The 26,204-nt window shown below is 35.3% G+C and carries 24 protein-coding genes and 1 other RNA gene; 10 read left to right on the top strand and 15 right to left on the bottom strand.

Annotated elements, in window-relative coordinates; genetic code table 11:
• From ABJI11_RS13340 to ABJI11_RS13320, 5 genes are all read right to left on the bottom strand, one after another.
• Positions 1 to 1,936 (bottom strand): sensor histidine kinase (locus ABJI11_RS13340; protein ID WP_348353137.1); only part of this gene is annotated, 1,936 nt, incomplete at its 3' end.
• A gap of 23 nt (positions 1,937 to 1,959) precedes the next feature.
• On the bottom strand, positions 1,960 to 4,209 hold the full coding sequence (locus tag ABJI11_RS13335) for a hypothetical protein (protein ID WP_348353134.1): 2,250 nt from the start codon (positions 4,207 to 4,209) through the stop codon (positions 1,960 to 1,962).
• Entirely contained in the window at positions 4,206 to 4,865 is a 660-nt protein-coding gene (locus tag ABJI11_RS13330; protein WP_348353131.1) for a DUF1266 domain-containing protein, read from the bottom strand. The genes ABJI11_RS13335 and ABJI11_RS13330 overlap by 4 nt, the downstream gene beginning before the upstream one ends.
• Positions 4,866 to 4,868: 3 nt before the next feature.
• The gene (locus tag ABJI11_RS13325; protein WP_348353128.1) at positions 4,869 to 7,334 is read right to left on the bottom strand and encodes a hypothetical protein; all 2,466 of its coding nucleotides are present in this window, start codon (positions 7,332 to 7,334) and stop codon (positions 4,869 to 4,871) included.
• 28 nt (positions 7,335 to 7,362) lie between these two features.
• Positions 7,363 to 8,418: an SMI1/KNR4 family protein gene (locus tag ABJI11_RS13320; RefSeq protein ID WP_348353125.1), complete on the bottom strand. Its 1,056-nt coding sequence runs from the start codon at positions 8,416 to 8,418 to the stop codon at positions 7,363 to 7,365.
• 218 nt (positions 8,419 to 8,636) lie between these two features.
• On the opposite strand from ABJI11_RS13320, the gene ABJI11_RS13315 reads away from it, so the two are divergent.
• The 6 genes from ABJI11_RS13315 to ABJI11_RS13290 all read left to right on the top strand — a co-directional run bounded on the left by ABJI11_RS13315 (position 8,637) and on the right by ABJI11_RS13290 (position 15,326).
• On the top strand, positions 8,637 to 9,080 hold the full coding sequence (locus ABJI11_RS13315) for an SMI1/KNR4 family protein (protein WP_348353122.1): 444 nt from the start codon (positions 8,637 to 8,639) through the stop codon (positions 9,078 to 9,080).
• Positions 9,081 to 9,101: 21 nt separating this feature from the next.
• Positions 9,102 to 10,007 (top strand): hypothetical protein, encoded by a 906-nt coding sequence (locus tag ABJI11_RS13310; protein WP_348353119.1) that lies wholly within the window; start codon positions 9,102 to 9,104, stop codon positions 10,005 to 10,007.
• A gap of 424 nt (positions 10,008 to 10,431) precedes the next feature.
• Positions 10,432 to 12,306, top strand: coding sequence for a hypothetical protein (locus tag ABJI11_RS13305; RefSeq protein ID WP_348353116.1), 1,875 nt, complete (start codon positions 10,432 to 10,434; stop codon positions 12,304 to 12,306).
• A 312-nt stretch (positions 12,307 to 12,618) separates the two neighbouring features.
• Complete coding sequence (locus ABJI11_RS13300; RefSeq protein WP_348353113.1) at positions 12,619 to 13,287, top strand: hypothetical protein; 669 nt, start codon at positions 12,619 to 12,621, stop codon at positions 13,285 to 13,287.
• A 47-nt stretch (positions 13,288 to 13,334) separates the two neighbouring features.
• On the top strand, positions 13,335 to 14,576 hold the full coding sequence (locus ABJI11_RS13295; protein ID WP_348353110.1) for a hypothetical protein: 1,242 nt from the start codon (positions 13,335 to 13,337) through the stop codon (positions 14,574 to 14,576).
• Between the two features lie 9 nt (positions 14,577 to 14,585).
• The gene (locus tag ABJI11_RS13290) at positions 14,586 to 15,326 is read left to right on the top strand and encodes a YwqG family protein (RefSeq protein WP_348353107.1); all 741 of its coding nucleotides are present in this window, start codon (positions 14,586 to 14,588) and stop codon (positions 15,324 to 15,326) included.
• 169 nt (positions 15,327 to 15,495) lie between these two features.
• Here the strand turns inward: ABJI11_RS13290 and ssrA are convergent.
• Positions 15,496 to 15,895, bottom strand: a transfer-messenger RNA (tmRNA) gene (ssrA, locus tag ABJI11_RS13285).
• 166 nt (positions 15,896 to 16,061) lie between these two features.
• Here ssrA and ABJI11_RS13280 point away from each other — a divergent pair.
• Positions 16,062 to 17,267 (top strand): NAD(P)-dependent oxidoreductase, encoded by a 1,206-nt coding sequence (locus tag ABJI11_RS13280; protein WP_348353104.1) that lies wholly within the window; start codon positions 16,062 to 16,064, stop codon positions 17,265 to 17,267.
• A 14-nt stretch (positions 17,268 to 17,281) separates the two neighbouring features.
• On the opposite strand, the gene ABJI11_RS13275 is transcribed toward ABJI11_RS13280, so the two are convergent.
• From ABJI11_RS13275 to ABJI11_RS13250, 6 genes are all read right to left on the bottom strand, one after another.
• A complete protein-coding gene (locus ABJI11_RS13275) occupies positions 17,282 to 17,674 on the bottom strand; it encodes a DUF2809 domain-containing protein (protein WP_348353101.1) in 393 nt (130 codons plus the stop codon).
• 305 nt (positions 17,675 to 17,979) lie between these two features.
• Positions 17,980 to 19,380 carry a DUF4173 domain-containing protein gene (locus ABJI11_RS13270; protein WP_348353098.1) on the bottom strand — a complete coding sequence of 467 codons (1,401 nt, stop codon included), beginning with the start codon at positions 19,378 to 19,380 and terminating at the stop codon, positions 17,980 to 17,982.
• A 117-nt stretch (positions 19,381 to 19,497) separates the two neighbouring features.
• Positions 19,498 to 19,959 (bottom strand): hypothetical protein, encoded by a 462-nt coding sequence (locus tag ABJI11_RS13265; RefSeq protein ID WP_348353095.1) that lies wholly within the window; start codon positions 19,957 to 19,959, stop codon positions 19,498 to 19,500.
• A gap of 55 nt (positions 19,960 to 20,014) precedes the next feature.
• Positions 20,015 to 20,305: a transcriptional regulator gene (locus tag ABJI11_RS13260; RefSeq protein ID WP_276492129.1), complete on the bottom strand. Its 291-nt coding sequence runs from the start codon at positions 20,303 to 20,305 to the stop codon at positions 20,015 to 20,017.
• Between the two features lie 21 nt (positions 20,306 to 20,326).
• A complete protein-coding gene (locus ABJI11_RS13255) occupies positions 20,327 to 20,962 on the bottom strand; it encodes a hypothetical protein (RefSeq protein WP_348353092.1) in 636 nt (211 codons plus the stop codon).
• A gap of 236 nt (positions 20,963 to 21,198) precedes the next feature.
• Positions 21,199 to 22,104: a phospholipase A gene (locus ABJI11_RS13250; RefSeq protein WP_348353090.1), complete on the bottom strand. Its 906-nt coding sequence runs from the start codon at positions 22,102 to 22,104 to the stop codon at positions 21,199 to 21,201.
• Between the two features lie 87 nt (positions 22,105 to 22,191).
• On the opposite strand from ABJI11_RS13250, the gene ABJI11_RS13245 reads away from it, so the two are divergent.
• The gene (locus ABJI11_RS13245; RefSeq protein WP_348353087.1) at positions 22,192 to 22,572 is read left to right on the top strand and encodes a DUF1801 domain-containing protein; all 381 of its coding nucleotides are present in this window, start codon (positions 22,192 to 22,194) and stop codon (positions 22,570 to 22,572) included.
• Positions 22,573 to 22,603: 31 nt separating this feature from the next.
• On the opposite strand, the gene ABJI11_RS13240 is transcribed toward ABJI11_RS13245, so the two are convergent.
• The 3 genes from ABJI11_RS13240 to kdsA form a co-directional block, all read right to left on the bottom strand.
• A complete protein-coding gene (locus tag ABJI11_RS13240; RefSeq protein WP_348353084.1) occupies positions 22,604 to 23,389 on the bottom strand; it encodes a hypothetical protein in 786 nt (261 codons plus the stop codon).
• A gap of 68 nt (positions 23,390 to 23,457) precedes the next feature.
• Positions 23,458 to 23,925: a hypothetical protein gene (locus tag ABJI11_RS13235; protein ID WP_348353081.1), complete on the bottom strand. Its 468-nt coding sequence runs from the start codon at positions 23,923 to 23,925 to the stop codon at positions 23,458 to 23,460.
• Positions 23,926 to 24,012: 87 nt separating this feature from the next.
• Positions 24,013 to 24,831, bottom strand: coding sequence for a 3-deoxy-8-phosphooctulonate synthase (gene kdsA, locus ABJI11_RS13230; protein ID WP_348353078.1), 819 nt, complete (start codon positions 24,829 to 24,831; stop codon positions 24,013 to 24,015).
• A gap of 83 nt (positions 24,832 to 24,914) precedes the next feature.
• On the opposite strand from kdsA, the gene ABJI11_RS13225 reads away from it, so the two are divergent.
• Entirely contained in the window at positions 24,915 to 25,481 is a 567-nt protein-coding gene (locus tag ABJI11_RS13225; RefSeq protein ID WP_348353075.1) for a hypothetical protein, read from the top strand.
• A gap of 89 nt (positions 25,482 to 25,570) precedes the next feature.
• Complete coding sequence (locus tag ABJI11_RS13220; protein WP_348353072.1) at positions 25,571 to 26,155, top strand: hypothetical protein; 585 nt, start codon at positions 25,571 to 25,573, stop codon at positions 26,153 to 26,155.
• Positions 26,156 to 26,204: the final 49 nt, after the last annotated feature.

Raw genomic sequence — 26,204 nt, 5'->3', positions numbered from 1 at the left:
TTCCAATGTTGGCACTGCTATCAATGTCTAAAGACCCTTTCATTTTCTGTAAACGCTCTTTAATATTTCGCAGTCCTATACCTTGTTTTTTATGTTCATGGAAGCCTTTTCCGTTATCGTTTACCACAATATTTAAATGGTCTTTGTGCTTGGTAAGTTGCACTTCTGCATTTGTAGCTTCTGCATGTTTTAAAATGTTGTTTACCAATTCTTGTACCACGCGATATACATCGGCGAGAAGAGCATCGGGCAACTGATTAATGTCTTCTTCTGGGTAGAAAAATGTTTGAAAATTTATAGTTGCATTTTTGGAAATCTGGTCGATAAAGTCGCCCAATAAATTTGTGAATCCCAACGATGCAAACGCCGGTGGATGTAGTTGGTGGGAGAGTCCGCGAACATCTTCACACGCATTGTTTATTGCCTTTAATATTCTTTTGGTCTGTGGTTTTTCTTGTTGGTCTTCTGCATAATGCTCAAAAGCTATTTTAATACCCGCCAAGTCACTGCCAATGCCATCGTGAATTTCCCGTGCTAACCTTGCACGCTCCTCATCTTGGCCCTGTTGATATTTTTCTACTGCAGACAGCCTATAATCTTTGATCATCTGGTTTATTTTTTGGTCGGCGTTTTCTTCGCGCTGCATGCTCAGTTGTTGCTGTATTTTTAGGCGCTTAAAATATTGGTGGCGTAATATAAGCAGCGAAATCAAGACCAAAATGAATCCGGCAATAAAGGCATTTCTAATAATACGTTGTCTTTTTACTGTGAGCTCTGCCTTCTGTAGTTCAGCTTCGCCTAATTTTTGTTCTTTTTCAAGTAAATCTATTCTTGTTTCCTTCAATTGCGTTTCATAACGCTCTTGCAATTCGGCAACATATTTTTCTTTGTCCAGCGAGTTTTGTGATGATATTGTACTAATACCCTTTTTGTGAAATTTTAAAGCGTTCTTGTAGTCACCCTCATCTTGGTATAGTTGAGAAAGATTCTTATAAATGTCAGATTTATATTGTCTAATAGACTGTTCTTCTCCCATTTCCAAAGCTTGTTCAAAATAGGAAATGGCTTGTTTGGTATTGTTTAATTTACTTTCACACAGGCCAAGGTCGTTTAAGATAATAACCATATCTGATTTGAACTGGATTTCCTTTAAAAGAGACAGGGTTTTTTTTAAAGAAATTACAGCTTCTTTATATTTTTTTTCTTTGACCAACATTTGCGAAAGGTTCATATTGATGTATGCAATTACTGCTTTGTTACCTTCTTTTTCTCGATAGTCTAACACAGTTTTGAAATGCACGCGAGCCTTATCATACTTGCCTTGTTCTTTTAAAATACTTGCGTAATTGAATAAGGTGACAAGTACACCATCATCATCACCTAGGGCTCGATATAGATCAGCGGCACGTTCTAAGTTTTCTGTTGCTTTTTTAAAATCTTCTTGTAAAACATATAGCGTAGCTATGTTTTGGTAGGCATTTGCTTCTTGTTGGGTATCGTCCATTTTTTCTGCGTACCGCAAACACTCTAAAAAGCTTTCCATAGCCTTTGGGTAGTCGCCAAGGTTTTTATAGCCCAATGCTAAAATATTATAGCTTGCCGCCAAGCCATTTTCAATCTCTAACTCTTTTAGAAGGGCTATTGTTTTTTTGGTTTCATTAACGGCAGTTTTATAATCGCCTGAAATATTGCCGAGATTTGCAAGTGCATAATGCGCTTTAATGGCATCAATTTTAAAACCATATTTTTCACTTTCTTCTAGCCATTTTTGCGCAGCTTCTTTTGCTAATAGTGGGTGTGAATATGCGTTTTCGTGATAAATGTCTGAAAGCGAGTCAATTATCGAAATTTTATCTTTGTTTTGCGACCAGCTATTTGCGTAAGCCCCTAAAAACAAGAAGACAATCAAGATTTTATGTAATGTGAGTGGCTTCATTTAAGATGGTGAAATTACCACCTTTAAGCGAAATGTGAAGCCTTAATACGCATTTTCATTTTCTTTAATTCCTCTTGTTCTTCTGTAGAAAGTTCAAAATTTAACCGTGTTAGGTTTTCCATTAAGTTGTGCTGTAAGAAAAGGTCTTCTTCGCTTTGTGATTTTGCCAGTGCTTGCTGCTCCCTGAGTTGATTTTCTATAGGGTTTTCCCTGCTTAACAGCATGGATATATATTTATTGTATCCGCTCATATCTTCCAATTCTTTTGCGTTGTTTTTTAAAATATGCAATAGGTAATTGTAGTCTTTTGGGAATTCAAAAAACGTACGTTCCGGATAGCTTTTTAAAACACCTAAAAGGGCTTCGTAGGCTTCTTTGTGTCGATGTTCATCATTTAGAATAAAGGCGTATGTATAATCCGTGTTAAATTCTCGAGCTTCTGGAACTTCTTTTCGTATGGTTTCACAAATGGTCAGACAAAGTGAATTTTTAAAACCTTCCTTGGCGCAATTTAACGCTAGTTTTAGATAAATTGCTTTGTTGATGGCTTTAGATGCGGCTGTCATTAACGATTCTGCTGCTGCCGTATGGTCGTCTATCATCCAATAGATTAAACCGTTGTTTCTGAAATCTTCAAAACTTTCTGGTTCTTGATTTATGTTTGCTTCTGTCACATCTTGTAAATTCTCTGGTTTCTCTAGTAAAAAATCATAAAAACAAATCCATTGAAAAATAGGATATAATTCTTCTGCCAGCTTTCCCTGTTCGTGATTATAAATGGCGTATTTGTAACATTCCTCGTATTCACCCTGTTCAAAAATGGTTTCAACGGCAAGGTTGGTAGTATTGAAATAGTCGTCGTCTCCATCAACGTAGTAATTGATTTCTGCTTGTTGGTCTATGAAATATTGGGTATAATTCCGTTTTCTTTTATTGATGACCATACGGTAGTGGTACATCCACGGAGCATAGGAGCGGGAGTGCAGTGGAAAATCTTGAAGAGCTTCGTTTAATATTTCCAATGCTTCATCATCTCGCTGCATTTTAAACAAAGCCCTTGCTTTGAAAAACAAGGATTTTAATGTAGGCGTATGTCTTATGTGAAATTGTTTTACAGTATCTAAAACGCCTTGGTAACTTTCAATTCTGTTATTCAATTCAATTAAATACAGCAAATAATTATCCATGGAGAGTCCGTTTCTAAAAGCTTCATGGTAGGTTGCCCCGGCTTCTTGGTTTTTATTTCCGCTTTTGAGGGTCATGGCTTTCAGGTTTAATAACAACGGATTTTTCTCGTTGAGCGCCAAGCCACGTTTTAGACAAATTTCTATAGCATTTTTGTTATTGGAATAAAAATAGGCGGCATTGCCCAATAATAAATAATGGTGTTGTGCCAGTTGCCAACCCGAGTTTATAAGTGCCTTCATGTAGACTTTGTATTCGGAAAAATTGCTGAAATCGGTTTGTGGAAATTGCGGCTGTTGCGGTGCTTTTAGTATTTGTGGTACCAATTCGTATATCATAAACGCCTTGGCATAATCTGCCAATACATTTCGGGTAAGGTCCGTTAGTTCAACAGATTTCCATTCGCTGTTCCATTGCTCAATGATTTCAACCGAACGATTTTCCCAAATGGCAATTTGAATATACGTGAGTTGTTTACTTTTTTTATCTAAACGTGTATCTAACTGAAGTCCTTTTAATACACCAAGATTATGTGTTGCAGAGGCTAGGTCTAGTAGTTCATAACAGTCCGCTTCTTCGCTTGATGTCACCAATTCATCTAGTTGTGCCGTTTCAATTTCCCAAAGTAAAAAACGGGCTTCGGTAGTGGCAGGGTAGCATTCCAGGACATATTTTAACACGGTAATGGCTTCGGTATATCGTTTTTCTATTTGTAATTTTAAAGCATAGTGTATATGCAAAGCTTCGTTATACGGATATGATTGTAACGCTTTTTCGTAAACCGATTCCGGACACGTTTTATAATAACTACAGATGTATTCATAGTCTGATGCTAGTGCTTGACCAATTTGTTCAATGGCTTCTAGATATGAATGCATCACCTCCATATTTACCTTTTCAAATACACCTATGTACAGCATGAAAAATCGGTAATAGCGTGCATTATCCTTAGGGTATTTAAATCCTAGAATATCTAGATTATCTTGTATAGCCGTAATTATCGGATTTAATTCGGCATATCTTTTAGCTTTTAAAAGCGCATGGGCTTTTTCTACATGTTGTAGAACTTCTTGTCTGGTTAAGCTCATATGTTCCATTCTTTAAAGCTATCGGTATGGTGAATATTCAATCGTTGGTAGCATTCCCAAAGAGTTTCGGTACCTGGAAATTTACTGTTGTCCGGTTCCGCAGCACCTCTAATAAATTCATTGCCAATACACACATTACGGTGAAATTCACCCCAACTTGAAAAAGTTTTTTTTATTCGTGTGTTTACGTCTTCTAAGCGCATGGCTATTTCCTCGGGTTTTATAAAACCTAAGGCACCACCTATGCGCATTAGAAAAATGTAATAGGCAAACTCATAGCCGTACAATTTTTCATTTCTAAGACTAAAACGGTATCTCCAAACTAATTTATACGCGTTTTTCGTAGACGGATTTTTTATGGCATTGTACTTGGCTTCAAAAGTGTTGGTGGTTTCGCTACGCAATTCCATTGCCAGTTTCTCAAAAGCAATGGATGCCATTTCACCGGTTTCGTAGCGGTGTAAACTGTTACGAAGATGTACACCAGAATGTATGCCGTGCAACTTGGCAATACGCTCTACATTTTTCAATTGCAAGTGGTCTTTAATATCAAATCCGTACCAACTATTTAAATCCGCTTTCTTATAATTGTTTATCAAAACCAAGGCAGATAGGTTGAGCCAGTCTTGAATTTGAGGTGTAATTTCTGCTGTCATTCTTTATGCTTTTAAGTCATTAACTACCTGCAACAAAGCAGTTGTTAAGTTTTCTGGGTAGGCTCCGGAATTTGCCATCGCCTTTAGCCCCATTTCGTATGAACTTGACATTTTACTGCCCTTGGCCAATTTTACGAATAGGCTTCTGCATAAGTTTCCGTAAGTTTCTAAAGGGGTTTCAGGTGCTATATCTTTATCTAGCAAAGTCATGTAAAGAGCTTGTATAAACTTTGCTTCGGTGGCAGCTGTTTTCGTTAACCAAGTTTTAAATTCTGAAATATTGTTATCTAAAACCTCCAGTAGTTTATTGTCGCATGCTCCTTCGGTTTTATAATTTTCTAGGTTGTGTAAGACCGCATCGGCGTACTTAGGGTTGAACGCCACTTCTGAAAAATCAAATTCTGATGTCTGTAGCTGTTCAATAAGTATTACTTTCTCAGATTTTGGTTCCACTTCTTTATGGAATTTATGAACTGCTTCTTGTAATGATTTACGATGGGCAAAGTGTGCTTTACTGTAGATGTTCATGTTTTCTGCCGTTTCTTTTGCAATATTGTGTTCCATTAATTCTTTAAGAAAGTCCTCTAGGTAATTTTCAATATCTGCTTGGATAGATTTAAATAGTTTGTTGGAATCAGCTTTCAGTTTGCTCTTTTTATGGAATTCAAAAAGATGCAATAAAGCCTTGTTCACGAAAGATGTCACATTTTCATCAAGTTCATTAAGGTAAGCGGCACTGCGTCTACCTTGCGTGTTCAGCATATGCGGTACCCAAACTGATTCGCTTCCCAAACTATAGTAATAGTCGCTTAAGAAATTATACCAGCTTTGCAGGAGACCCAAAAACAAAGGGCGACTTTCGTTGACATACTGTAATTGCGCATAATCATTGCACAAGTTCAGTATACTAGCATCAATATTTTTTAATGCCCAAATTTTATTGACACGGGTAAAATTATTGGTATCTGCGAATAGCGCTGTTAAGGATTGAACGAGTAGGGGAAGGCTATCTTTTCTGATTTCTTCGGTTGCCTGTTTGGCGGAATATGCCATTCTTTCTAAATAAGCGAATAAAACCTCTTGATTTTCTGAATTGAAAAGTGTTGCTAAAGATTCTCGTGCATCGTAAAAAACTAGAATCAAAAACTGATTTAAAGGATTTGATATGTTTGATGATGCTAAGTCTGTAATCCAATCGGTCAGATTCTCGGTAATTTGAAATACCTCTTTAATGAGAGGTTCACCCGTAAGTTGAACGTCTTCAGCACCCAAACGAACCATTGGAAGTTTTCCGTCTGAATTTGTTTTTAGAAATCTAAAAAATAAGCTGTTGTATAGTTCAATTTGGTTTGGGATTCCTGAAGCTGGAGTACACTTTTTAAACCAAAACGCGATAAATTCTACGGGAAGAACTGCAGAGCTTTCTTCCCTTAGTATATGCTTACCGAACTCTTGAAAGGCTTCCGTATAAAAATTACTTCCTCCATCGGCATTTAGCCAATCTAAGAATCTGTAGTAGCATTGGTCAATCTGTATTTGTGGTATCTTTTTATCTCTATGGTTGAAAAGAAGCACATCGCCGGCATCCCATTCCTTTTTGCCTAAAGCGTTGATTAAAGGGAATACCCCTTCTTTGGTCTGTTGGTTTAAAAAAGCTAAACCTTCTTCTTCCATGAAAAGAAATCGTTCAATCAATGCTTTGTGAGCGTCAAACACTAAATCTAAGTTGTCATTATAAAAAGCAGCCAGTTCTTCACTAAACCAAGGAAGCATTACATGATAAGCTCCGGGTAAATATACGCGCCCAACGGGTAGAGTTTTATGAATAGCGGTTATCAGTTGATGCCAATCTCCTTCAAAGAAATGCTCAATAAAATCGTTATTTATCTTAAAGGCATATGTCGATAATTTTCCATCTGAACTTTGAATGGAATAGGTGTCGCTGAGAATTTCATGAGTAATACAGTTCTGAATGATGAAATCTGTACCTACATAATCTCGAATATCAAAAACACGCTGAATTAAAAAGCTGGTTATGACAAACGAAGCGGCAGATTCACTGTGAGCCAATAATTTTAAAACACTGAAAACTTGAGTTCTCTCTTCCTCTAAAATTGCGTCACTTTGAAGGTGACTAAGACTGAAATATAGAAATTCAGTTAGTTTTTTACTGCTTTTTTTATCGGGATAAAATCCGTTTTCTAAAAGCGGTAGCCATGAAATCACGAAAGCTACTCCTTCTTTTTCATCAGCGTAAACTGTTGGGTGGTAAAAGATTTGATGTGCTAACTCTTCCGTAAAAACAGCTTCATTATCATCATGGGCAATACTGTTTTTTACAGCTTTGAATACTTCTGTATTTTGGCAACCTTGTAATTCTAGAATCTGTAACAAAGCTTTGGCAGACCTAGCTTCTAGCAGTTTGGTTTCTAATTTAGGGATTATTGTATTCTTAAAAATTTCGGACATGTATTTAGATGTTCTGTTCCTATGTGATTTATTCACTTCTGAACCATTCATAATCTTCAATATCACCATTGTCATCCATCAACTGTTCTAAAAACACATCGAGTCTATCAGCCTGTATATAGCCAATTTCTTGGTCAGCCCCAAAGCGGATGATTTGTCCTGCGATACCCTTGGTGTCTGGAGCAAAATCGAATGCCAAAAAATTACCGTTCTGCATATCAAAAAACGGAACCCAATAAGGCGTGGTATACATTAATAAAGTTTTGCCCTTATTGGTACTGTAGGTATCCAGCAATTCCTCTTGCGTCCAATCATTATACACTCTTTGCCAATCTTTCCATTCTTGAAAGATTTTCTCGGCTCCCATAATCGCTGAATTCTGTACGCCGTTATGTAAGGTTAAAAAATCTTTTATAATCGTAGGGAATGGATATCCGGCTGCCGCCTCAAACTCCTCATAAATTGCATCATTGTTTTTTGGTGGAATAATAACGAGTCCTTTGGTATGTATTAATTGTACAAATTGCTGCACCACTTTTTTAAAATCACTTTTAGCCTCTAATTGAATGAACGGAGCAATGAATTCTACTTTTTCCTTTGCCAATTTTTCAGCGATAAATGCATTTGGGATATGATCCAAAATAAATTCACCGGTCTTTTTGAATACCTGGTCATCTTTAAAGTTGGATACGGGCTGACTACTAAAGGAATTTTTGCTAAAAAAATATACTTTTGAGGTAATGGTTGTCTTTCTATACGTTCTTTCATCAATAACTGTAAACCATTCGTTGAACAACAATGTATTTTCAATTTCAGCAGTAAAAACTTCCTTACCCTCTAAAAAAGCAATTGCGTGAAATTTAGAACTAGATATGTCTTCAGGTGTTAGAAAAAGTAGCTTTATTACTTCTTTGCCCGAAGCATCCTTAAATGCATCTAACAACGCATTGCAAAATGTAAAACTATTGTTTATATCTTCTGGGTCTTCTAGCTTTGGTAGGGTTTGGATAGACATCACATCAAAATGAAAATCATCCCATTTCATCTGTTCCATATTATCAGAAAACATAATACTATTTCTCATGGCAAAATATTTATTGTTATTGCTAAGGTACCTGAGAATAATTAGGGGGCTATCCCTGAAAAGGGTGATTTTAATATTTAGAGATGCAAAATTATCGTAAGAACCTACGAATTTAATTAGTAATACAATATCACTGAAAACAGTTAGTTAAGTTTTAAGAGTTACGTTCATCTTTGTAGTTCACTTTTATACCCTATAAAACAGATTAAGCTTCAATTATGAAATTGGAAATGAGCGAAACTTTTAAGCTAGAATTACCTGTGAAATACCTGAAGTTTTTAAAGGAGAACCCTAAAGGTACACGACTAAAAAATAATAGTCGTTGGGATAAACGCACATGGAACTTAATGGGTAAGTCAGCTCTTTTGAAAAGATGGGAAATGAGCGGAGTTGGTGAAGCTGCCAACTATGAGTGTTTAAAATTATATACCACAATTCAAGAAGAAGTAGGGATGACAGTTACGGCACCTTCTGCAAACTTTCGCTCTGTAAAATTAGAACGTGTAGCCAAAGGTTTTGTAATTGGTCATGAAAATGGCGATTATCTATATTTAGACCCGGAATGTAAGTTTACGGTTTGGGCATATTACCATGATGGTGGAGAGGTTGCCTTGATTTCTAAATCCTTTACCGAACTATTAAGAATGCAGAAACCTTTATAATCTAACATATTTAAAGTGCTTATGGTCAATATAGAATTTTCTTCGAATAGTTTTAAAATCAATTCTGTTGAAGTGCAGTTTCCTGTTTTAATAGGAGCATTAAAGGAGATTATTTCCCTGGGGTGTAGAGAACATAAAGGAAAAAGTAACACACTTTTTGTTTGGGATGATTTAGGAATTATCGCTTATACATCTAATGGTGAACTAGTAAATTCCCTGGGGTTTGAATTGGTAATTTCAACGTATAAATTTAGTCCGAAAGCAATCTTCAACGGAGCTTTCAATTTCAATGGTGAAGATATTATAGAGTACTATAAAACGCATGAAAATGAACGGATAATAACTTTTAAAGGTGATGATTCTGGCGCCTTGGTACAAAACGGATTAAGTGCTTGGTTTAGCGTGAAGAAAGATGTTATTCAAGCTATTGAGGTAAGCCTTTACACACCTTATGTGCGTGGTGAAGGTATTGCAGCAGATAGGTACACGATTGAGCCGATAGATGAAGAAGAAATTGAGTTTACAGATTTTGGATTCAAGCTTTCCATCATAGAAGAGTTGATGTACAACAAAGGATTATTGATGCCGAAATTTGACTTATATGAATTTGCAGATTGGTATAAGGGGCGTGAAATAGATATTGATGAAGAAGGTTACGAGCCCATAGCTGAAGTGACTCAGTATTTTAAAGATTTACCTATTCCCAAACGTTTAGCTCCAGAGGTTACCGAAATTTATCAAGATGGCGGCAATGATATTTATATGAATCTATCACCGTTTTCAGGTGGTGCGGTAGAATATTGGGATATTAAATGCAGCGATGATATCAAACACTTTCCAAATTTAAAGAAAGCCACCTTGTGTTATGCACAAGAACATATTTGTGACGAACTGATTATTCTAGGTGTTGATGCCGAGTGGATTTAATTGGTCGGGTAACTAATAATAACAAAGAATACTTTTTTACTTATAGCGAAAAATGAATTGTAAGATTAGCGTATTCGTATACGGTATAAAAATAAAAACTAAGGTTAATTATTGAATTCTATTTTAAGAATAGTGGTTGAATTGCTGTTGATTAAATTTAGAAAATATAGCTAGAGGTTATACTATAGTATTACTAAGAGGATAGATCAAAAAAGATATTACCATATTTATTAATATATAGGGGGCTTTATCTTTAGAGTGAATAATATAATTAAGTTTTTACTGTACAAAAAATCTGTTCATAGTGCTGTTTAGCTAATAGTCATCGGAAAAGCATCAATTGACAACAATTAAAAAAAAAGTACATGGTTTAAAAGTACATTTAGTTGAAAATTCACCAATAGCACATTCATAATTTAGCTTAATGAGGTTGACAACGTCTTTTAAAATACTAGTAATAACTCCAATTTTATTTTTTTTAACAGAGACTACCATTACCAAAGAAAGGGTTTCTTATACTGAAAAACCGCAATCAGATATTAACACCAATTTTTATCAATCAGTTGTAGATACTGACGGTGATGGTATAAGTGATGATATAGATGAAGATGATGATAATGATGGTATTCCAGATTTATATGAGGATGGTTGTGAAATAAATACAGCCTTTGGAACTCCTACTTCTAGTTTAGCAACAACCAACTATGTTACTTCAATATATACGAACTACGGTGGTTTTTGGAATTCTTCTACATCCTCTATTAATCCTACTCCTTTTGATAATGTCTCTGAACTTTTGGCTTTTCAAGTGGGCAGTAGAACTTATGCCACAGGCATTGGAGGGTCTAATATGATAGATACTAATGGCAACGGGCTTTATGATGAAATGGATACAGACGGTAACGGTGTTGGCGATGTATCGGTAGAGGAAACCTCATGGACAGCTTTAAGACCCGTAACAAAAATAAAATCTGGTATCCGTTTAGAAGGTAGGGCGTTAGATGGCAGTACTGCAAATGCATTAGGTCCGCAGCTTACTTCAGGTGATATCCCATTTAATCCATATCTATATGAAGGGGAAAGAGGACTTGATATGGGTTATGCTATAGCTAATATAGACAATGCTTGGTACTTTCGTTTGGGAGGGGCAAGCTCAGCTGCATATGGAGATGGGGAAATGGATATTTTATTAACTCAAGGTGCCCAGTTGGGAAATGGCTCTAACTATAATAGATTACACTTGCTTGATGAAGATGGGAACTATTTAGGTAACGGTGTAGAAATTAATTGGAACAATACCCCTATTGTTGGTAATTCTTTGGTAGATCAGTACAATGCTGACGATACTGTTAGTGGAAAAAACGCGAAAAAGAACCTACGTCTTGCAGCGGTGGAATTAGCAGAATTTGGACTTACCGTAGCAGAAAGGTCTAAAGCAGTAATATTTCGTCTAGAAATTTCTGCGAACGCAGATCCTATATTTTTTGTGGTGAACGATAAAAGTTTTATAACTAGCTGTCCTCAAATGGATACAGATGGTGATGGAGTTATCAATAGTTTAGATCTTGATAGTGATAATGATGGAATTTATGATGGGGTTGAGGCTGGTCACGGTCTTGCACTGTCTGCAGGGAAATTGACCGGAGCTGTTGGTACAGATGGTATTGTAAATGCTTTACAAGCCGTAGGGCAATTCGATAATGGTACCGTTAATTACGAAATAGCTGATTCGGATAATGATAATATACTAGATTTTTTATCAACGGATAGTGATGCGGATGGATGTAATGATGTTCAAGAAGCAGGATTCTTAGATGGTGATTTTGATGGTTATTTGGGTGTTTCGCCAATTACAACTGACTTATGGGGGGTGGTAATTGAACAAGGTGGTTATACATCGCCAAAAGATGCAGATGATAATGATATAGCGGATTATAAGCAAAGCGGATCAGCGCCCCAAATTATGGTAGGTCCTCAAAACACTATAATTTTTGATGGAAATGTAGGCGAGATTAGTATATCGGCATTAGATACAACTGAATATCAATGGCAGATAAGTACAGATGGCGGTATTAATTTTTCAAATATAATAACGTCTGAAAACTATTCGGGAGTTAATACCAGTACATTAATTATAAATAAGCCTAATCTAGAATATGACGGTTTCTTATATCGTGTAGAATTATCTAACGAAACATTTACTTGTTCTGATGATGTTACTTCTGAATCAGCACTTTTGAATATAAGAGTTCAAACAGTTATAACAAATAAGAAGATAACTTATAGGGCTATAAAATAATAGTCTATGGCTATAGTAAATAAATGCATGTAAGGTATGATCAACCGTATATATTAAACCTCTTTAGTTAAACTGCAACGTGTAAAGGGAAACAAATATGGGGCAAAATATGATGTGTTTTAAACAGTAATTTAATTTTGAAACAATCATTATATAGGTAGACATAGGTTGTAGCTGAAAAAAGTAAAAAAGTACGTTATAATCAACGTGCTTTTTTTGTTTAAGATGTGTAGGGAAAAGTAATGAGAGGAATCTAGGGTACTTGGAATTCATTGTTTTCAGGGATATATGAAAACCATGTTATGTATACATTTGATACATATTATAACAGAAAAAATTATGGGTTTAGAAATTACAAGCGGAATGTTGGCGGAATTTAAAGGCAGAGAGCCTGAAGCCTATGAAGTATATAAAAAAATTTTTCAAAATATCAATGTAGTGCTTGCTGCAAATAATTTAGAACCACATGATGAACCTGAGGAGATGGAAAATGAAGCATTGCAATTTGGCGGTTTTCCTTATAGTTTTTTACACCATTTAAGACGGTTTCTAGCACACGCCTGGGAAAATGAAGGCAATGAGAGTTGGAAGCCTAAGCCTTTTTCTCCAAATGAAGACCCTGGCGTAGATTCAATTTTAGAAGATCATTATTCGTATATGGAAAGTCACTTACTGACCCATTCAGATGCCGAGGGTTTTTACCTTCCCGTAAAAATGCCAGAGGTGCTTTTTGATATCGAAGAAGCGCGTGTGCCTGGTGCTATGATCGGTTCATCATACAGCTTGCTCGAAGAACTAAAAGGGCTGACCAAGCATTTGGGTATTAAGTTAGATGACAACAATGATATTATGAACGTTCAGCAGTTAAATGAAATAATAGAGAACGAAGGTGATTTCTGGATTGAAATTTTAGTATGCGCATCGCTAGTTGACGCTGCTAAATTTAGTATCAATAACAACACAGCTATTCTTTTTAATTAGAAGATAAACATGATCTGAACCATACTTAATAAATTAAAAAATCTGGAATGAATATTGACGATATTAAAAAGGAATGGAATTCTAAAGGAAGCAAATATGCTTCTGATGTAAATAAAATGGTTGAATTTGGCGAAACCAATGGATGGGATAATTGGAAAGGAGAAGAGCCTAAGGATGAAAGAGAGCATTTATCAGATGCGGTTTTTCAATTATTGAAAGATGCCAATAGAAACAATACTGTTGATGTATTTAGAACCGATTTTCCGCCTGCACATTCACCAATGGTGAAGTTCATGCAAGAGAAATCGCAAAGTATTCAGCAATTATACTTTATAGACGAACAGAAGATTGTGTTTATGGTGGGTACGGCGCATCAGAAAAGACAGGCATATCTTCTTAAAGATGGTGAAACTATAGAACTTGATGCATCAATTGATGCCATAGGAAAATCTAAACGAGAAAATGTTTTTGCAATTGCTTCGAACAATACCATAGTAACCACCCAAGGTTGGGAGGGTGAAATTATGGCAACATTTAATTTAGATGAAGCAAAGAATTTAGGGATAACAGAATTAATTCCATTTAATGACGGGCAAAAAATCCTTCTGATATCTTCTGATGGTATTTTCATAATTACTAAAAATACCGAGAAAATGATTCACCCATTGCCTGATCCAGAAGATGAAGAATGGGAACCTTATATTGATATGGAAAATGCTACCATTTCTAATGATAATAAATATATTGTAGTTGGGGATCAGTGTAGTGACCATAGGGTACTAGACCAAAATGGGACTATGATAGGTGAAGTTGGTCCGCAATCATCTTACCCAGATTTTTGTCTTTTTTCAAAAGATGATAGTCAACTCATTACAAATTCATGTCACTTTTATAACGGAGTTACTATAGGCGTTGCAGCTTCTGATCTTGAAAATATTGAAATACCTGCATACGAAGAAAGTGGGCAGTATACGATTATTGATGAAGAAATGAGGGTTTATTGTGGTATAGCAACTTCTAAATACTACATTTTAGGAGATGCCTTTGGATATATTAGAGCTATTGATGCAAAAGGGAACTGTATTTGGAGATACTTTTTAGGGTCTAGTATAAGCGGAATTACCATTTCTAATGATGAAAAAACGTTATGGGTAGGCTCATCATCGGGTATGTTGCATAAACTACAGCTAAATAACGGACTTAGAGATGACCATACTATTGGTACAGGAAAGCACTACGAAGAATTCAGGTTGGTCATTTGGAAAGATGAGCCAATTTTAAAGTGGTAATAGCAGATTATGGATATCAGAGATTTTAATGAGATTGTAATTGAGGGTAAATATGATTTGGACAAGAAGGAGAGCTTTTTAAGGTCTCTCATGCTGCCAGCTATTACCATTAAGCAAGCAACGGTTTTTGATGAAAAGGGAATCAGTACATACGGTGGAAATCCACTTGTCCCCGATAATTTTGAATGGCCCAAACATGAATTTGGTGATTATAGGTTCATAGCGCAATTTCATCTAAGTGAAATACCATCTGGTGAGAATCAATTACCAAAAAAAGGATTGTTAAGCATATTTGTAGCTTATGATGATGAGAATACCATGGCTTGGACAGATGATAATTATGCAAAGGTTTTCTATTTTGAAAATGTTGCGGACTTAAAACCTTATGATAACCCTAATTTCCCGGATAAGTATGCTCTAGATGTGATTTTTAAACAGGAAGTAGATATCCCTTTTAAGCCAGAGTTATACCCGGCCAAAGGTCTCAACAAAAAGCAAATGAATTATGTCTGTACTAAAGTTTTAGAACAGACTGATAAAAGATATGATAGTTATTTATTAGGCTACCCCTATTACAATTCTTTAAATACCGACCCAAGGGAAAATGATAAGTGGACATCGTTATTGACGCTGCGTTATCAATCTGGTTTCGGGTTATATTGGAATGACCGTGGGTATCTAATGTTATTTATAGAAAAAGAGAAACTGGCAAAAGGTGATTTCTCTAATATTAAATCTAATGCTGGGTAGGGTATAAGTTGTGGTTCCGGTGAATTACCATAAGGCGTTCCCAAAAGCGTCAGTTTTGTAAATATAGCTGACTGTCTGAATAAAAGGACAGACGTTTTAAAACAATAAAGTCCGATCAAGTAAACTTGTCGGACTTTTTATGTTCTATGCGTAAACTAATTACGCTTAATTGTGGAGCCGGAGGGATTCGAACCCTCGTCCAAACAAGCAATTAAAATGCTTTCTACATGCTTAGAATCTGATTAATTTTCGATGTGTACCTGACCAGAAACCGCCCAATACACACTTATCTTCTTAAGATTTTGGTGGTGTCGCCAAAGTGAGCGGACACCCTTATGTTGACTTTTCTGGTGCTCCTATAAGAATCGCCATCAACAAGGGCTATTCAGGAACATCTCGCTTCCCTACCTTGTAGGGACGAGGCTAATCTTACTATAATTCAGATTAAGCGGCAAGAGCGTAATTATTTTCGCCAATTAAAAGTGTGAAAAATGAGATTAACGAGCTGTTTCCCAGCGCTCGACATGCTTACATTCCAACTGGTCTCGCTGTCAAAACCGGTCGGCCCCAATATGTAAATGAACTTTAATGTTAAATTTTAGCTTTACATTAAAAGCTAATAATTAACGGGCAGCAAAGCTAACAAAACTTTAGCAACCACTATAATTTTTATTTGGACACTAAGCCAAGTGTTACTAATTGCATAATTTAGTGCAATATTTATACCAAACCCATATGAAGTTCGGAATCATCAGAGAACGTAAGAACCCACCAGACAAGCGTGTTGTTCTATCGCCTAAAACATGTCAAAAAGTCTTGAATACACATTCTAAGGCGCTAATTATTGTAGAGCCTTCTCCCATTAGGGCTTATGCAGATTCAGATTATCAAGATCTTGGCATTACGGTTGCAGATGAAATGAATGATTGCGAGGTATTATTGGGCGTTAAAGAAGTACCAATAGATGCGTTGATTCCGAATAAAAAGTACTTTTTCTTTTCTCATACCATTAAAAAGCAACCTTATAACAGAGATTTGCTTCGTGCTATTTTAGAGAAGAATATAGAAATGTATGATCATGAGGTTATTACCAATAAACAAGAACAACGTGTTGTTGCCTTTGGTAGATATGCTGGTATTGTTGGTGCCTATAACGGATTTCGTGCATACGGACTTAAATACAATTCTTTTCAGTTGCCAAAAGCAAATGATTTACCAGATCAGCAAGCTTTAATTAACGAACTCAAAAAACTTGAGCTACCTAATATAAAGGTGTTGCTTACCGGTAGGGGTAGAGTAGGTAATGGATCTAGAGAAATGCTAGACGGTATGGGTATGCGCAGGGTGAATGTTACCGAATATTTAGAAGAAACTTTTGATGAGCCGGTGTATTGCCAAATAGATGCTGGCGAATACAATAAGCGTATTGATGGTGTTCGTGGTAATAAGGCTAACTTTTTTGCTCATCCAGAAGAATATAAATCTAACTTTTTTAGATTTGCCAAGGTGACCGATTTCTACATTGCAGGTCATTTCTACGGGCAAGGCGCTCCTTATCTATTTACCAGGGAAGATGCCAAGGACAAAGATTTTAAGATTAGAGTTGTTGCCGATATAAGCTGTGATATTGACGGGCCGGTAGCTTCTACTATAAAACCATCAACTATTGCAGACCCCATTTATGGATATGACCCAGTAACGGAGTCTGAAACAGATTTTACCAATGCTGATGCCATTGCGGTCATGGCGGTAGATAATTTACCGTGCGAGTTGCCTAGAGATGCAAGCGAAGGTTTTGGTGAGGCTTTCATAAAAAATGTGATTCCTGCTTTCTTCAACGAAGATAAAGACGGAGTTTTAGAGCGAGCACGGATGACACAAAATGGGAAACTTACCGAACGTTATGCATACTTGCAAGATTATGTTGATGGTAAAGAATAAGGATTGATTTCATTTTAATTTATAGGGTGTTTTAATAGAAAACGGTTTTTAATTTCTAGACAGGTAACGGTAAGTACACCTAAGGTGTATGCCAATAAATCTTGAATGCTAAAATAATTTCCGAAGATTAGATTCGCCCATTTAGAATGCTGTAGTCCAAAGTAACTAAGCATGTTCGTTAGCTGTAAAAACTCTATCGCATATGCTATAAGTAAGGTTACAATACCGATGGCTATATCATTTGCCTTTACGAAGGATTTAAAAAAGAAAAACATCAAAATAACCACTAGGTAGTCTCCGAAAGTGTGTCTAATAAAACCAGATTTTAAGAATATGGCAATTAAAATTTCGATTCCTAGAAGTAGTAGAAAATATATAAAATAGACGCGGCGGAATTTAAGTTTCATTTTTTTAAATATTTAAGAGCTTATAAAATACAGGTATAGTATGCTTACGGGGTAATTGAGTATTAATAATGTAAGAGCCATAGTGTGCTCCTGCAAATCTTTTGAATACCTAAGTACATTTACCAATAATATGATAATTGCAATGCAAGTAATTATGATATAGCTGAGGTAAAGTACAAAGCCTACAAAATTGGTAAATGTAATTTCTGGTATTAAGCTGATAAGCATTAGCAGGGTAGAGAGAAAGAAATAAAGCAATACTACTCTCACAATTCTACGGTTCCATTTATGTTTAAATAATGCTATCATTTTAAATCATTTTGAACCAACTGAACTAAGGTATATTCTTGCCATGTTTTTTCCGATTGTAGGGTTTTGTATGCTTTGTATTTATCTTGAATACTGATTTTAAGGTCGTAGTTTACATTCTTCTCTTTCGCATACTGGTACAATTGAATGCTATTGGTATCACCTAAATCTATGAGGTAATGCATATCTGGTTTTTCAAGAGTGTTTAAATTATAATGGGTGATCGCTCTATCCCAAGGTATGGCTGCACTGACTATTAAAAATGTAAATACTGTTGCAATGTTGGTGCGTACCAAATAAATAAAACTTTTTATCTCTGTCACTTTTATATATGCGGTTATTAAACCTGTTAGCGTAAGAAGAAGATATACGAATACACCAATACGTTTGTAAGTAAGACCTAAGGCTTCAACATAGGTGAAGTTTTTAAATGATGTAAATACTATAAGTATAATGTTCAACGATATCCAGATATAGGTTAATGTTTTTATTTGCTGGTTATTCTTGTAGAAATTAAGGTTGCCTCTAAAAAAGTAGAGAATTAGTATAATAGCCAAGACGATAGAAAACATAAGGGCATAAACACCTTGGTGTACAGATGCCGAATATTCCGCATTAGAAATATCGGTTTTTTGAAAAATGTAGATTCCGTCTGTCACTAAAAAGAAGATCAGAAGAAAATTCAGAGCTATTAAAATGATTGACCCTAAGGTGTGTTCATCTTCTAGCTGTTTTTTTTGCCCTATGACTTCTATTTCGGTAGGAGTTTCTAATTCGTTTTTTTGCGAAAGGTCTGTAGCTACAAGTTCTTGTGCATCTAATGGGCGTAAGATATTTAGAAATAAGACGTAGCCAATACATGTAAAGAATACCCAAGGGATACTTATAAAATCAAAGCTGATTTGATCGATAAGGTTCCCAAAAACGGGATTGGCATTTTTGTACAACGCAGTAAATAAAATAAGCAATACCACTGCGAAGAAACCACCTTTTAAACGGTTTAATAGTTTTGGCGAAGTTTCTTTTTTTGTTGCGTCTTTTTCAACAGCGTTTTGTTTTTGAATAAAATTGGCAACAGAAGCAATAAAAAGGTTAATAAACCCTAATAACCAAGTAAGGTACAAAGATGTCTTGCCTGAGATTGATTTGCCTACATAAACCATTAATGCCATAAAATGGACAAATATGGTGAACCCCGTAGGGTTGATAAATACAAAAACCGAGGTTAAAACATAGGTTAAGGCGTATACCCAAGAAGCGGAACGTGTACCTTTCAGTGTAGAGATTAATACGACTACTAAAATAGATATTAAGAATAAATTTAGTCCAAAGCTTTTACTGTAGAATAGTAGGCTAAAGGCTAATGCGGATAAGATAGATTTAATGTGAACATTCATAATATGAAGTTTAATTGATTAATAATGATTTAATTTTCACTAAGGTTAGAAGGATATAAAACCCTGTAATTAGTTGTATGGTTGAGTATATTTTTTTGATTTTAGAGATGTAATAATTCATATGTTTTTTGAAATTAAAAATGTGGATTTAATTCGTTCTATAGGCTGATGCAGTAGTTTTTGAAAATTTAATTGATGAAAGGGTAGGGCAGATCTTCCGCATTTGTATTTAGATTTGAAATACTGCCAGTAATCAGGATATAGAATAGTGCCAATACAGATTACCGTAAACAGGTAAATACTTCTTTTTCCATTACCTAATAAATAGAATTGCATGCTTATTTCATCTGGTACGGAAATACCAGTATCTGTGAGTACATGAAAAACATCATGGCTTTCAAGTTTCTCTTGTAATTGAAAGCTATTCTCGGTAAGGAATTGACCCATGTGATAACCAAGAGAGTTACTTGGGTAACGCTTTAAGTCATTGGCATTAAACTGCCAAGCTTCATTCTTCTTGAAATATTGATAGGGTGCTACGCTCCAATCATATAATTTTTCTAAAATGGCTGCTCTCATGTTTTGTAATTTTAAAAGTACTTTGAATTTCAAAGTAAAATGACAAAAAAATATATTATTTGCCTATTAGCTTTTCTAAAGCATTAATGTGTTTTTTGAACTGTGCCTTACCAAGTTTAGTTGCTGAATAACGCGTGTTGGGCTTTCTGCCAATAAATGACTTTTCTACTTTTATATATTCTTCTTTTTCAAGGGCTTTGGTATGGCTGGCTAAATTGCCATCTGTTGCGCCAAGCAGTTCTTTCAGCATCTTAAAGTCGGCATAATCGTTGACCATTAGAATGGACATAATGCCCAAACGTATTCGGTGGTCAAAAGCTTTGTTTATGTTATCAATTAAACTCATATAGCTGTAGCTAGGCTAATATTAATTTCTATCGTACTTGTAATACATTAAAGAACCGTAGAGAATATGGCAAACGCCAAATCCTAAAGCCCAAAAATACAATCCATATCCTATAAATTGAGTACTAACTAATCCTATTCCTATAAATGCCAAACCCATATAGCGAACATCGCCCATGGTGTACTTGCTTGCGTTTACACAAGCCAAACCGTAAAAAATTAAGGTTGCAGGAGCAACTAGACCTGCTGCGCCTTGTTGCATAAGTACTAAGCAAAAAAATCCGCCAACTATCAATGGTATGGCAAAGTTGAATACTAGTCGTTTACTGGTACTGTCCCAAATTTTCTCGCCGCTTTTTTTAGATTTCTTTAGGGTCATAATGAACCCTGTTATTACTGCGGCAACCAGCACTGCAATGGCAATTAAAGTTAAATCACTAACAACAGTTGAACCTGATAGAGATGAAGACCTACCTGAAAAATTTTCGTAATTGGTAGCTGAGGTATCTTTTAGTTTTGTATAAGCAAAGGCAGCTCCGATTAAAGCATAGATTCCGGCAAGTACACCTGAGAGTCCGCTTAAGGAAATAAACCGTGAAGAACGATTCATTATATTCTTGATTTCAGTAATGTCGTTTAGATACTTATTTGTCTCCATATTAAAGTACTTTGAAATACAAAGTTAAATTAAATATTTGAAATTATGACAAAGTATAGTCATAAAAGTGCAGTAAGTAACCTTGATTAGAAATATGGTTTAGCCATCTAAGTGCCATTCTAGCTATAGAGAGGGGTCTTAAAATTCAATAGAAATAATTATTTTTTTCGGAGTAATTAATGAGTCTATGACCTTAGAAACTGACCAATTTTATAAAAAAAGTGTTGAAGTGTGCTTTAGTTGATTAATGAGACTCCTAAGCCAAAAGTGGTTTGCCTATGGTTATAATCAATTAGGGTTTCACCATAACCATCAAACAATTGAAAATGGCCGTTGAAATTTTCGAAAATAGGAAAAGACCAGTTCAGCTGTATGCTACCACGACTTTTATCACCAAGATTTAAAGAATGTCTAGCAATGGCTCTAAAGCGTTGTCTGCCCCAGTCATAACTAATGTCGGCTTCACCACGACCAATAAAATCAGATATATTTTCATTGTCATCGATTTTACTTCCAATGCGTATCCACGGTTTTAGTGTTACCTGCCAATTTCCTTTTTCAAATGCGGCATGGAAAGCAATACGGTTCCAACTTCTAGAGATTGGATCTGATTGGCCGTTAGATTCATGAATAATAGCCGCACCTATCATTTTTGTTTCAAAGCCCAATATTGGAAACTTAACGGGAAAATTGGCTATGATTTCTGGCTTATAATTTAATTCACGAAAAGGTCTTGAACGTTCAGAATTATATATCTGCCAGTATGCCGTCTGTGAATAGCCCATCCATAAATCCATACGCCCATCGAACATACCATGAAAGATTTTGGTTTTAAGGCTGATTTGAAATTTTGATTCTACGGCATTAAGGCTGCTAGGTTCGTCTAAAACCTTATCTGAATTTTCTGCTTGCGGAAATTCATTGGGATTGGTAGAAAATTTTGCGGCAGTTATGTATATGGGTTTATATGAAGTTAGAATGAACGTTCCTCTTTGATGCTCATCATCTAGCTCCCATAATTCACTTAAACTTTTACTATTGTTAAAATACCAGTTATGATCATGATCATCTTGAGAGAAAGACGAATGGCAGGTACATAGAATTAATGCAATTATTAAAAGAGTAGTTGTCTTTTTAAACATTGATAAGTTATAAGTGTGTCAAAATTATATATTTAAATACATATTAGTAAATGTATTCGTATCTTAATTAACGCAATTAAATTGATTATGAAACCAGCAGAGGACTATATTTTTAACCAACCGGAACCGTACAGGGGAATTTTAATGCATCTGCAAATGTTGGTCGAGACCACCTTGCCAGAGGTTGAGCTGAAATTTAAATGGAATATTCCCTGTTTTTATATTGGTAAATCGCCAATTTGTTATTTGAACGCATCGCACAAAAAGAAGTTTGTAGATATCGCTTTTTGGAACTCTGCCCACCTTACAAAACATTTAGACGTATTAATTTCTGAAAACAGAAAAGTAGTACGTTCATTACGTTATGCTACGCTCGAAGATATCGATAATGATATTCTAGTAGATGTTTTACAAGATGCTTATGCTGTTCGTAAAAATGGATTTTATAAGCAGAAAGATAATATTTAGTTTAATGATTAGAAATTATGTTTTATACTTGTTATCGGCTAGATTTTCTTTCTAATTTCCACATTCCATAAGGGTTTTCAAATAATTTATCTCCTTTATTTGGCTGATTTTTTTCCTGACTTATTTCGAAAATGGGAGATTCTAAATCTGTACTAAATGTTTGTCCTAGATTGATTTCAGGTTTGTCAATTAATTGATAGTACCCAAAAATAGAAAGCAAATTTACTGAGGCTTGAAATTCTTCGTTATAGACAATACTGTCTTTTAAACCCAAGTTATGCATTCCGCACGTATAGGTTTTTCCATTTCCATCACTTATAGAATCAAGAACAAACATTTGGTAAAGATTTGATTCTTCAAAGTCTGATAGTAATTCATTCCAATGATCTTTTGTGAAAGCCTTTCCAGTTGTTTCAACTTTAATTCCAATTCCACCAGATTTTAAAATCGCATTTCCTGCTTTGGCAATTTCTGTTACACTATTTAAATCTCCAGTTTCGGATGATAAATATATAACGTATTTATGTTTGTCGATTTGTTCGATAAATTCATTTGAAACTTGATTTACCATTCCTGCAAATTTGAATGAATCCTTCATTCTATCGTCTCTCTCGCAAATTTCTAGTTCAAACCCTTCATTTGTTTTTATATTTAAAAGTATACTTCCAGCAAAAATGAAATCGTTCATATTATTTTCAATAATTGTACTTACGATTTCTTTTCTATTGTCCCAATTTCCCGGTATGCAAAGAATTGTTTTAGGTTTTCTTATAGTTTGATTAACAGATTGTTTTTTCTTTTTAAAAATGTTGAACATAAATAAGTTTTTAGATTGCAGATAATAATGATATTTATCTTTTAAAGAATATTATGAAATCTTATGTTTTATTGATTAGGTATAATCATTTCTGAGCAAAGGTCAAATTTATATTTTCCGTCCAAAAATTTTATAACACAGTTCTTGTTGCTTAAAAATGTTTTGTTAGTGACTAAATTTTCAGTTTCCGATTTCCAAACAGTGTCAATCCTTTTATTTAAAATTCCACCTAATTTTCTTTTATCTAAATTATATTTTGCTTCTTGAGCTGATCCAGCCCAACACTCGGCGTAACCATAAGAGATGTTATACTCTCCTATTTCCCAGGTCGTTGAAATTTTATCATCACATTTGAAATAGGAAAAGAATATTAGATTAAACCCAATGACTGAGGTTGCCGCTATTAGTCCAATAATTACCAGAATTCTTTGCCAATTCTTTTTCGGTAATGTCCCAATTAAGAGTATAATAATTAAAGCCAAAAAACCAATAAACCATGGAATAAGATTTTGATTAGTTAAGTCCCAATCCGACATATATATATTCCAAGCGCAACTATAATTACGATTAATAATATGATTAAGATTATAGTTTTTAATTGTTTCAAAGTTAATCGCTACTATCTAAAACTCATTAACAACAGCTCTCAACGCCACTAAATCTGTCAATAGCTTTTTCATCAATCCTAAGTCTAACATATTAGCCCCATCACTCTTAGCATTGGCGCAATCAAAATGTGTTTCAATGAAGAGTCCGTCTACACCTGCAGCAACACCTGCGCGTGCCATGGTCCCAATTAGTGCCGGTCTTCCGCCGGTAACACCAGAGGATTGGTTTGGCTGTTGTAATGAATGTGTTACATCTAACACCACGGGGGCAAACTCTTTCATAGTAGGTACGCCCCTAAAATCTACGATCATATCTTGGTACCCGAACATGGTTCCACGATCTGTAATTATGGCTTGCTGGTTTCCGGTTTCGGTAACTTTGTTGACGGCATGCTTCATACTCTCAGGACTCATAAACTGCCCCTTCTTGATGTTGACCGTTTTACCTGTTTTTGCAGCGGCAACTACTAAATCTGTTTGGCGGGCAAGAAATGCTGGTATCTGCAAAACATCTACATATTCTGCAGCCATTGCTGCATCTTGCTCTGTATGTATATCTGTTACTGTTGGTACTTTAAACGTTTCAGAAACTTTACGTAGAATTTTCAAAGCCTTTTCATCTCCAATACCCGTAAATGAATCTAACCGACTACGATTTGCTTTTTTAAAACTGCCTTTGAATACATAAGGTATTTTAAGCTCGTCAGTAATAGTAATAATATGCTCTGCAATACGCATAGCCATGTCTTCACCCTCAATGGCGCATGGTCCAGAAAGTAGAAAAAAGTTATTACTGTCAGTATGTTTTATTTGAGGTATAAGAGATAGGTTCATTCGTCGAATATTTTTAAACAAAGATACTATTTTAAGAAGCTTACTGTTCTATTAGGATAAGAATGTCGAAATCCCAAATCGAAATGAAAATCAAACAGTTCTTTATAGTAATAATCTATCTTGTTTTTGCAGGTAATGCACATGCTCAGTTCGGTAAAAATTGCGAGTTAATACAAGTAAAGATCAATCTACTTAACCCTGGTCTTGAATATGAAATGGCTTTGGGAACCAATACAACTCTTGATGTTAAAGCGGGTATACAAGTGGCTTTAGATCCTCTGTTGCCAGATGTGTATAGCGAGTTAGGAGTATTTCCTGCGGTTGCCGCTCAATACCGCTATTACTATAATTTTGAAAAGCGTCAGCGTAAAAGAAAACAGATCTATGGTAATTCTGCCAATTATGTGGCACCTGCGGTTGCCGTTTTTTTTCCGGGTTCAAGAACCATTGCCAATGAAAACGTAGAAGGCGCTTTTGGTTATGCCGGTTTGGTAACAGGTATACAACGCAGTTTTGATTCGGGTTTTAACTTTTCTGTAGATGTAGGTGCGGCATATTATGACGGACAATTTGAAGGTGGCATTTATCCGGTAGCGAATTTAAGCATTGGCTTTATCATCAGTGAGAAGCGATGGTGTGTAGGTCGATAGTCACGTAAGTATTTTCTTAATATTTCTATAAATCAGGTGGTTACTTTTTTTTAATCATGTAGTTTTAGTTGCAACATCAATCTAACTACATGAAAAAAATTACACTGATTCTTCTATTCTTATCTATTACAACGGCACATTCCCAAATCAGGGATTTTTCTGAAAAAGGCAACGGACTCGTTAATCTAGAGCGACACCAATTTACAATTAACTTATTGGGACCGGGAATTAGATATGAGCTAGGTCTTTTTAAAAACGTAAGTGCATCTACCAGTTTTACACCGGCATTTGCTAGGTATCAAGAAGGTTATGCTTTAGGTTTTGCTTGGCATACTAGAATTCGATATTACCATAATTTTCAAGAGCGCTTAGATGTGAATAAGAATATAATAGGTAATTCGGCAAACTACATCGGTCCTGCGCGTAGCATTTTCTGGGAGCCTGTACAGTTTACAGATAATATCTCTGACGGAAATAGTGATTATGCCTTTGCATTCTATGGTGGAGTATATGGTATTCAGCGAACCAACAGAAAAGGTTTTAATGTAAACGCAGAGGTGGGGTATGGCTATTTTGATTCCAAAACTTTAGATAGTGGTCATGGCTTTTTGCTTCATGTTACCTTTGGGTGGGTAGCTACAAAAAGAAAATCTACAAAACCCACTTTTGATTAATATGGTCTGATATTTGATATACATCCCAAATAAAATCAAACCAAACTAA

Origin of the sequence: Maribacter sp., assembly GCF_039968975.1 — a bacterium.
In the GTDB taxonomy this organism is placed as follows: Bacteria; Bacteroidota; Bacteroidia; order Flavobacteriales; family Flavobacteriaceae; genus Maribacter.
This window is presented reverse-complemented; position numbering and strand designations above follow the sequence as displayed.